The sequence below is a fragment of the Micromonospora sp. NBC_01412 genome (genome assembly GCF_045040215.1).
Lineage (GTDB): Bacteria > Actinomycetota > Actinomycetes > Mycobacteriales > Micromonosporaceae > Micromonospora > Micromonospora rubida.
Map to the genome: position 1 here is coordinate 5,329,260 of NZ_CP109528.1, position 10,759 is coordinate 5,340,018.

At 76.9% G+C, this 10,759-nt stretch carries 1 protein-coding gene; it reads left to right on the top strand.

What is annotated here, in order from left to right; genetic code table 11:
* Positions 1–664: 664 nt before the first annotated feature.
* Positions 665–10,738, top strand: a complete 10,074-nt coding sequence (locus OG617_RS23920; RefSeq protein WP_405095217.1) for a type I polyketide synthase — start codon at positions 665–667, stop codon at positions 10,736–10,738.
* The last annotated feature ends 21 nt before the right edge of the window (positions 10,739–10,759 follow it).

Sequence of the window (10,759 nt, forward strand, 5' to 3'; positions counted from 1 at the left end):
TGCCGTGGGGCGGCGCCCATGGAGCTGAGTCGTCCACGTCATCACCGCCGGTCGGGCACCGCCGTCGCGTCACCCACCGCCGTCGGGTCGTCGCATGCGGTCATAGATCGCGGCGAGGGTGGGTGATGTCGTATCCGACTCAGCTCCATAGGCGCCGGGAGGCATACCCGCCGTGGAGCGGCGCCCACGCCAGGGCCCCCAGACCTCATCGCCCCGACCGTCCGGACCGGACAGTGTCTGTGAGGGGAACACTTCGTAGCGGAGTTGCGCGTTCTTATCTCTCACCCGTTACGCGGAATGGTTCACTGCGCCGCAGTGGAAAAGGCCGGGGGCGCGTGGTGTCGACGAGATCGGCGAAGCCGGCCGGGGCGGGTGTCGCACCCGCCCGGCCGCCGGTCGACGGGCACCGGCCGGTGCCCGTCCGAGGGGCGCTTCGTCCCAGCCTGCGGCCCTGCTCCTAGGGGCAGTGCTAGGGGCCCGCTAGGGGTTGGCAGCGCTGTCCGGGGCCAAATACCTTCCTCCGGTAAGTAGGACCTGGTGTGCGCTGCAGCGCTGTCTGTCTGGCAATTCGTGGTCGGCTTTATGGGCTCTGGTCTTCGCGGCTTGAGGCGTCTGTGGACGGTATTGGGTCGCCTGGTTCTTCCGGCCCGAATAGGTGGCGGCAATGGCGAACGAAGATACGCTACGGGAATACCTGAAATGGGTGACGGCGGACCTTCACCAGACCAGGAGGAAGCTCGGCGAGCTTGAGGCTGCCAACCGTGAGCCGATCGCGATCGTCGGCATGTCCTGCCGCTTCCCCGGCGGGGTGCGCTCCCCGGAGGACCTGTGGGAGCTCGTCGCCTCGGGCGGGGACGCCATCTCCGGGTTCCCCGCCGACCGGGGCTGGGACCTGACCCGGCTGTTCCACCCCGACCCCGACCACCCCGGCACGTCGTACGCCTCCGAGGGCGGCTTCCTCGACTCGGCCACCGACTTCGACGCCGGCTTCTTCGGCATCTCCCCGCGCGAGGCCCTCGCCATGGACCCGCAGCAGCGGCTGCTGCTGGAGACGTCGTGGGAGGCGTTCGAGCACGCCGGCATCGACCCGTCCGCGTTGCGCGGCCACCAGGTCGGCGTCTTCGCCAGCACCACCGGCCAGGACTACGTGGGACTGCTCCAGCCGCCGCCGCCCGGCACCGAGGGATACGTCCTCACCGGCACGGCGGCGAGCGTGGTGTCCGGCCGGATCTCGTACGCCCTCGGCATCGAGGGCCCCGCCCTCACCGTCGACACCGCCTGCTCCTCGTCGCTGGTCGCCCTGCACCTCGCCTGCCAGGCCCTGCGTCAGGGGGAGTGCACCCTGGCGCTGGCCGGCGGCGCCACCATCATGTCCACCCCGTCCGCCTTCATCGGCTTCAGCCGGCAGCGCGGCCTCGCCGCCGACGGGCGGGTCAAGTCGTTCGCCGCCGCCGCCGACGGCACCGGGTGGGGCGAGGGCGTCGGCCTGCTGCTCGTCGAGCGGCTCTCCGACGCCCGCCGGCACGGGCACCCCGTGCTGGCCGTGGTCCGGGGCAGCGCCGTCAACCAGGACGGCGCGTCCAACGGGCTCACCGCCCCCAACGGCCCGTCCCAGCAGCGCGTCGTCCTCCAGGCCCTGGCCAGCGCCCGCCTGGCGCCCGAGCAGGTCGACGTGGTGGAGGCGCACGGCACCGGAACCACCCTCGGCGACCCGATCGAGGCGCAGGCGCTGCTCGCCACGTACGGGCAGGGCCGGCCGGCGGATCGTCCGCTGTGGCTCGGCTCGGTGAAGTCGAACATCGGTCACACCCAGGCCGCCGCCGGCGTCGCCGGGGTGATCAAGATGGTGATGGCGTTGCGGCACGAGACGGTGCCGGCGACGCTGCACGTCGACGAGCCGACCCCCAACGTGGACTGGACGGCCGGCGCGGTGTCGCTGGTGACCCGGGCCCAGCCGTGGGCCGCCGGGGAGCAGCCGCGCCGGGCCGGCGTGTCGTCGTTCGGGATGAGTGGCACCAACGCCCACGTGATCATCGAGGAGGCGCCGGCCGAGGCCGCCCCGGCGACCGCCGACACCCCCGCAACGACCACCGCCGGGCCGGGCACGGCCATCACCGCCGAAGGCGGCGCGGACGCCGTGACGGCGGCCGGCGACGGGCCCGCCCCGATCACCGGCGCCGGCCTCGTGCCGGTGCTGCTCTCCGCCCGTGACGCGGCGGCCCTCGCCGCGCAGGCCACCCGCTGGGCCGACCTGTTCGACGCCCGCCCCGAACTCCGGCTGCCCGACGTGGGCTGGTCGTCGGCCACCACCCGGGCCCGGCTGGAGCACCGGGCCGTGCTGTTCGCCGCCGACCGCGCCGAACTGCTCGCCGGGCTGCGCGCGCTCGCCGCTGGGGACGACGCGCCCGGACTGGTCACCGGTGCCGGGCCGCGCGGCGGCCAGCTCGCGTTCCTCTTCTCCGGGCAGGGCGCGCAGCGCTGCGGCATGGGCCGCGACCTGGCCGACGCCTTCCCGGTGTTCGCCCGCGCGCTGGCCGAGGTCTGCGGCGAGCTGGACCGCCACCTGCCCCGACCGCTGGCCCCGGTGATCTTCGCGCCCGAGGGCGGCGAGGCCGCCGCGCTGCTCAACCAGACCCTGTTCACCCAGGCCGGGCTCTTCGCCGTCGAGGTGGCGCTGTTCCGGCTCCTGGAGAGCTGGGGGGTCGTCCCGGACGTCCTGCTCGGCCACTCGATCGGCGAGCTGTCGGCGGCCCACGTCGCCGGCGTGCTGACCCTGCCGGACGCCGCCGCCGTCGTCGCCGCCCGGGGCCGGCTGATGCAGGCCCTGCCGGCCGGCGGCGCGATGCTGTCGGTCCAGCTCCCCGCCGAGGCGGTCCGGGCCGCCCTGACCGGCCTCGCTGACCGGGTCGCCGTCGCCGCCGTGAACGGCCCCACCTCGGTGGTGGTCTCCGGCGCCGCCGACGCCGTGGAGGAACTGGAACGCCGCTGGGCCGACCAGGGGGTGCGGACCAAGCCGCTGCGGGTCAGCCACGCCTTCCACAGCCCGCTGATGGAACCGATGCTCGACGAGTTCGCCGCCGTGCTGCGCGGGGTCGAGCTGCACCCGCCGACGCTGCCGATCGTGTCGAACCTGACCGGCGAGGTCGTCGACCCCGACGCCGTGCGCACCCCCGAATACTGGGTGCGGCACGTGCGGGAGGCCGTCCGGTTCGCCGACGGCGTGGACCGGCTGTGCGCCATGGGCGTGCGCACCTTCCTGGAGGTGGGCCCGAGCGGGGTGCTCACCGCGCTCACCCGCGACATCCTCGCCGCCACCGGCCGGGACGAGGGCCGGGCCGCGACCGCCCTGTTGCGCCGCGACCGCGGTGAGCCCGGCTCCGCCTTCGCCGCCCTCGCCGAGCTGCACGGCGGCGGGGTCGACGTGGACTGGGCCGCGCTGTTCGCGGGCGCCGACACCGCGCGGGTGCCGCTGCCCGGGTACGCGTTCCACCGCCAGCGGTTCTGGCCCGAGCCGCCGCCCACCGCCGTCGTGGCCACCGCCTCCGGCGACGACGACGGGTTCTGGGCTGCGCTGGAGGGCGCCGACGCCGAGACGCTGGGCGGCGAGCTGGGCGTCGACCCCGACGACGACGCCGTGCGTACCCTGCTGCCGGCCCTGCCGGTGCTCAGCTCCTGGCGCCGGTCCCGCCGGGAGCGGTCGCTGGCCGACGAGTGGTCGTACCAGGTGACCTGGAAGCCGGTGCCGGTCGCCGACCGGGACGCACCCACCGGCCGCTGGCTGGTCGTGCTGCCCGCCGCCGACGCCCCCGCCTGGGCCGGCGGGCTGGCCGGCCTGCTGCCCGACGCCGAACCGCTCACCGTCGACGGGGCCGACCTGGACCGGGCGGCGCTGGCCGCCCGGCTGCGGGAGGCCGCCGGCGAGCGGCCCGTCGACGGCGTGCTGCTCGTCGTCGCCGGCCAGGACCGGCTGCTGCCGGAACACCCGGGGGTCACGCTCGCCGCCGCCACCGCCCTCGCGCTGGTCCAGGCCCTGACCGACCTCGACCTGGTGGCGCCGCTGTGGTGCGTCACCAGCGGCGCGGTCGCCGCGGCCCCCGCCGACCAGGTCGAGCATCCGCTGCAGAACCAGGTCTGGGGCCTCGGCCGCGCCGCCGCCGTCGAGCAGCCGCACCGCTGGGGCGGCCTGGTCGACCTGCCGTCCACCGTGGACGACGCCGTCGCCCGCCGGCTGGCCGCCGTGCTCGCCGACGGCGGCGAGGACCAGGTGGCCGTCCGCTCGGGCGGCGTCTGGGCCCGCCGGCTCGTGCCGGCCCCCGCCGCCGTGGACGACGTGCCCGCCGTCGACTGGAGCGCCGGCACCGTCCTGGTCACCGGCGGCACCGGCGGGCTCGGCGGCCACGTCACCCGCTGGCTGCTGGACCGAGGTGCCCCGCAGGTGGTGCTGGCCAGCCGTCGGGGCGCCGCCGCCCCCGCCGTGGCCGACCTGCTCGAACGGTACGGCGCGGACGGGCGGGTCACCGCCGCCACCTGCGACGTGACCGACCGGTCGTCGGTGGCCGCGCTGCTGGACACGCTGCCCGGGCTGACCGCCGTCGTGCACGCCGCCGGCACCGACCAGCTCACCCCGCTGACCGACACCACCCTCGACGAGTTCTCCCACGTCGTCGCCGGCAAGGTGCTCGGTGCCCTGCACCTCGACGACTGCCTCGCCGGCCGCCCCCTCGCCGCGTTCGTGCTCTTCTCCTCCATCTCCGGGGTGTGGGGCAGCGCCGGGCAGTGCGCGTACGGGGCCGGGAACTCGCTGCTGGACGCCCTCGCGGTCAACCGGCGCGGCCGGGGACTGCCCGCCACCGCCGTGTCCTGGACCGCCTGGGGCGGCGAGGGCGGCATGGCCGCCGAGAACGTGGCCACCGCGCAGCTCAACCGGATGGGCCTGCCCCCGATCGACCCCGATCGGGCGCTCGTCGCGCTGGACCGGGCGACCCGCCGGCCCACCGGATGCGTCACCGTCGCCGACGTCGACTGGACCCGCTTCCACCCGGCGTTCACCGTGGCCCGGCCCAGCCCGCTGCTCGGCGACCTGCCCCAGGTGCGGGCACTGCTCGACGCCGAGGAGGCCGCCGCGCCCGCGTCGGGCGCCGTCGCCGAACCGCTGCGCCACCTGGCCGGCCTCTCCGCCGCCGACCAGGAACGCGACCTGCTGCGGCTGGTCAACGAGCAGACCGCCGCCGTCCTCGGCCACGCCACCCCGGACGAGCTGCGCGGACGCCCGTTCAAGGACCTCGGCTTCGACTCGCTGACCGCCGTCGACTTCCGGGGTCGGATGAACACCGCCACCGGCCTGCGCCTGCCCACCACCGTCGTCTTCGACTACCCCACCCCCGCCGAGCTGGCCGCGCACCTGCGCGAGCTGGTCTTCGGGGGCGACGCGGTCGACGTGGCGGAGACCCTCGTCGTGCACGCCGACGAGCCCGTGGCGATCGTCGGCATGGCCTGCCGGTACCCGGGCGGCGTCGGCGGGCCGGCGGAGTTCTGGCGGCTCGTCGCCGACGGCGTCGACGCCGTGTCGGCGTTCCCCACCGACCGGGGCTGGGAGATCCCCGAGGGCCTCGACGGCGCCCAGGCCCCGGCCGGCGGCTTCCTCTACGACGTGCCCGACTTCGACCCCGCGTTCTTCGAGATCTCGCCCCGCGAGGCGCTGGCCATGGACCCGCAGCAGCGGCTCACCCTGGAGGCGTCCTGGGAGGCGCTGGAAGGGGCCGGGGTCGACCCCGCCGCGCTGCGCGGCACCCGCACCGGCGTCTTCGTCGGCGCGTCCACCTCCGGGTACGGCACCGGGCTGACCGAGGTCCCCGAGGGCGTCGAGGGGTACCTGATGACCGGGGCCGCGCACAGCGTGATCTCCGGCCGGGTCGCGTACACCCTCGGGCTGGAGGGGCCGGCCGTCACGGTCGACACCGCCTGCTCCTCGTCGCTGGTGGCGCTGCACCTGGCCGGGGCGGCGCTGCGCCGGGGCGAGTGCGACCTGGCCCTGGCCGGCGGCGTGGCCGTGATGGCCACCCCCACCGCGTTCCAGGAGTTCTCCCGGCAGGGCGGGCTGGCCGCCGACGGCCGGTGCAAGTCGTTCGCCGCGTCCGCCGACGGCACCGGCTGGTCCGAGGGCGTCGGCATGCTGCTGGTGCAGCGCCTCTCCGACGCCCGGCGCGAGGGCCGGCGCATCCTCGCCGTGGTCCGCGGGTCCGCGGTCAACTCCGACGGCGCGTCCAACGGGCTGACCGCCCCGAACGGGCCGTCGCAGCAGCGGGTGATCCGGCAGGCCCTGGCCAGCGCCCGGCTCACCACCGCCGACGTGGACGTCGTCGAGGCGCACGGCACCGGCACCGTCCTCGGTGACCCGATCGAGGCGCAGGCCCTGCTGGCCACGTACGGCCAGGGCCGTGACGGCGGAGAGCCGCTGCTGCTGGGCTCGGTGAAGTCGAACATCGGGCACTCCCAGGCCGCCGCCGGGGTGGCCGGCGTGATCAAGATGGTGCTGGCCATGCGGGAGGGACTCGTCCCGGCGTCCCTGCACGCCGACGAGCCGTCGCCGCACATCGACTGGTCGTCCGGGGCCGTGGAGCTGGTCACCAGGGCCCGCCCCTGGCCGGCCGTGGACCGGCCGCGCCGGGCGGCGGTGTCCTCGTTCGGGATCTCCGGCACCAACGCCCACGTGGTCGTCGAGCTGCCCGCCGCCGACGACGCCGACGCGGCCCCCGCGTCCGCGCCCGACCCCTGCCTGCTCGCCTCCGACACGGTGGTGTGGCCGCTGTCGGCGCGCTCCACGGCCGCCCTGGCCGCGCAGGCCGCCCGGCTGGCCCGGCACGTGCGGGAACACCCCGGGCTCGACCCGGCGGCGGTGGCCTGGTCGCTGGCCACCACCCGGTCAGCGTTCGACCGGCGGGCGGCGGTGCTCGGCGTGGGCACCCCGGACCTGCTGGCCGGCCTGGACGCGCTCGCCGCCGGCACCCCGGCCGGAAACCTGCTCACCGGCCCCGTCGCCGGCCACGGGCCGGGCCCCGTGTTCGCCCTCCCGGACGCCCGCGCCGCCCTCGACGCGGCGGCCGGGCTGGTCGGCCGGTGCGCGGTCCTCGACGACGCGCTCGCCGACTGCGGCCTCGCCCTGGCCCCCTGGCTGGACGTCGACCCGGCCGCCCTGCTGACCGGCGCGGACCGGTCCTGGGTGGACCGGCCGGAGCTGGCCCAGCCCGTCGCCTTCGCCGTCGGCGTCGCCCTGGCCGCCGTGTGGCGGCACGCCGGGGTCACCCCCGCCGCCGTGCTCGGCCACGCCGACGGGGAGGTCACCGCCGCCTGCGTGGCCGGCGTGCTGTCCCTGCCCGACGCGGCCCGCGTGGTGGCCCTGCGGGCCCGGGCCGTCGCGGACCGGACCGACGACGCCGCCGACCCGACCGATGCCGTCGCCGACCGCCTCCGCGCCGAGCTGACCGGCCTCGCCCCGCAGCCGGGCACCACCCGCCTGCTGTCGACCGTGACCGGGGACTGGGCCGACCCGGCGTCCCTGGACGCCGGCCACTGGGCCGACGGGGTCCGCCGGCCGGGTTCCCTCGACGCCGCCCTGCGGACCGCCGTCGCGGCCGGCCACGTCACCTTCGTGGCGCTGTCGCCCGACCCGGCGTCTGCCGCCGAGCTGACCGGGGCGCTCGCCGCGGCCGGCGCCGCCGGCCAGGTGCTGGACACCCTGCGCGGGGACGGCGACGCGCCGACCCGACTGCTGGCCGCCCTAGCCGCCGCCCACACCGTCGGGCTGCCGGTCGACCACCGCCGGATCCTCGCCGGGGCCGACCCGGTGGCCCTGCCCACGTACGCGTTCGAGCGGCACCGCTTCTGGCTGGAGCGCACCGGCGCCCACCTGGCCGTGCTGCCCGCCGTCGGCCTCGACGCCGTCGACCACCCGCTGCTCAGCGCCGTCGCCGAACTGCCCGGCGACGAGGGGCTGCTGTTCACCGGCCGGATCTCCCTGACCGCCCAGCCGTGGCTGGCCGACCACGCCGTGCTGGGCACCGTGCTGCTGCCCGGCACCGCGCTGGTCGAGCTGGCGTCCTGGACGGGCCGGCACGCCGACGCCGCGTCGGTGGCCGAACTGAACCTGGAAGCGCCTCTGGCGATCCCCGCCGAGGGTGGCGTCGACCTGCGGGTCCGGGTCGGCCCGGCCGACGACACCGGGCACCGCCCGGTCTCCGTGCACACCCGGCCCGACGACGCCACCGACGGGTCCCGGCAGTGGCAGCGACACGCCTCCGGCCTGCTCGCCGCCACCGAGGACCCGGCCGACGCCCCGGCGGCGGTGTGGCCGCCCGCCGACGCCGAGCCGATCGCCCTCGACGGGCTCTACACCCGCCTCGCCGAGCAGGGCTACCACTACGGCCCGGTGTTCCGGTCCCTGCGCGCCGCGTGGCGCTCCGGCACCGACATCCTCGCCGAGGTGGCCCTGGACGCCGACGCGGCGGCCGACACCACCGCCTTCTCGGTGCACCCCGCGCTGCTGGACGCGGCGCTGCACGCCATCGGCGCCAGCGTCGCCGGAGCCGGCCCCGACGACGGCACCGCCCCGCCGCCCGCTACGGGCGGCCCCGACATCCGGCCCGGGCTGCCGTTCACCTGGACCGGCGTGACGATCCGGCCCACCCGCGCCCGGGAGCTGCGGATCCGGCTCACCGCCACCGGTTCCGGGGCGGTCGCGCTGACGGTCACCGACACCGGCGCGACGCCGGTCGCCTCCGTCACCGGCCTCGTCCTGCGGCCCATCTCCGGCGAGCAGCTCAGCGCGGCCCGCCGCGCCGCCACGCGGTCCCTGCACCGCCTCGACTGGGTCACCGCCGACGCGGTCCGCGCCGACGGCCCGTACCGGCTGGTCGCCCTCGGCGACGACTGGCCCGCCGCCGACCGGTCCCCGGACCTCACCGCACTGGTAGCCGGGGTGCGTGCCGGCGCCGCCGTCCCCGACGCGGTGGTCGTCACCTGCGGCGGGCCGGACCCGGACGAGCCGGACCCGGCCGGGCTGGCCCACCGGGTCAGCCACCGCACCCTCGCGCTCGCCCAGCAGTGGCTCGCCGAGGACACCCTCGCCGCCGCCCGGCTGGTGGTGGTCACCCGCGGCGCCGTCCGGGTCGACGCGGGCGACCGGATCGCCGACCTGCCCGCCGCCACCGCGTGGGGGCTGCTGCGCAGCGCCCAGTCGGAGAACCCCGACCGGATCGTGCTCGTCGACGTTGACGACGACCGGCCCGCCGCCGACCTGCTGCCGGCGGCGCTCGCCACCGGCGAGCCGCAGCTCGCGGTGCGCGCCGGCCAGCTCCGCGTCCCCCGGCTGACCCGGCTCGGCCCGCCGCCCGCCGACCGGGCCGACCCCGACCTGGCCGCCGGCACCGTCCTGGTGACCGGGGCGACCGGCGCGCTCGGCCGGCTGGTGGCCCGCCGGCTGGCCGACCGGCACGGGGTACGCCACCTGCTGCTGGTCAGCCGCACCGGCGGGGACGCCCCCGGCGTGGCGGCCCTCGTCGACGAACTCGCCGAGTTGGGCACGACCGCCCGGGTGGCCGCCTGCGACGTCACCGACCGTGACGCGCTGGCCCTGCTCGTCGACCAGATCCCCGCCGACCGGCCACTCACCGGCGTGGTGCACGCGGCCGGCGTGCTCGACGACGGCATCCTCGGCGCCCTCACCCCGGACCGGTTCGACGCCGTGCTCCGGCCCAAGGTCGACGCCGCCTGGCACCTGCACGAGCTGACCGAGAAGCTGGACCTGGCCGCGTTCGTGCTGTTCTCCTCCGCCGCCGGCCTGTTCGGCGGCCCCGGGCAGGCCAACCACGCCGCCGCCAACTGCTTCCTCGACGCGCTCGCCCAGCACCGGCACGACCGGGGGCTGCCCGCCACGTCCATGGCCTGGGGGCCGTGGGCCAACGACACCGGCGACGGGCAGCCGGGGCACGTCGACGAGGACCGGATGAACCGGGGCGGCTTCGTCCCGCTCGCCGCCGAGGAGGGCATGGACCTGTTCAGCGAGGCGCTGCGGTTCGCCGACCCCGTCGTCGTACCGGTCAACCTCGACCTCGCCCTGATCGGCCGGCACGGGCCCGCCGCCGTGCCGCCGGTGCTGCGGTCGCTGGTCCGCCCGGCGACCACGGGCGCGGCCCGCGCCGCCGAGCGCGACCCGGCGGCGGCGCTGCGCGACACCCTCGCTGCCACCGCGGAGGCCGACCGCGACCAGGTGCTGTCCGACCTGGTCCGCACGCACGCCGCCGCCGTCCTCGGGTACGCCTCGATCCGGTCCATCGACGTCGAGCGCGGCTTCGTCGAACTCGGCTTCGACTCGCTCACCGCCGTCGAGTTCCGCAACCGCCTCAACGCGGCCACCGGCCTGCGCCTGCCGTCGACGCTGATCTACGACCGGCCCACTACGGCAGCCCTCGTCGAACACCTGCGGGGCGCGCTCCTGGCCGAGCGGAGCACGTCCGCGCTGACGGTGCTCGGCGAGCTGAACAAGCTGGAGCACGTCATGCGGACCGTGGCCGACGGCGACGCCGACCGGGTCGCCGTCGGCGACCGGCTGCGCGAACTGCTCTCTCTGTGGACCTACACCGGCTCCGGCGCACACGACGCCACCGACGACGGCGGAAGCCTGTCCTCGGCGTCCGCCGAGGAGATCTTCAGCTTCCTGGACGAAGAACTCGGCTCGGCCTGACCGGCATGTTCCGCACCCCGA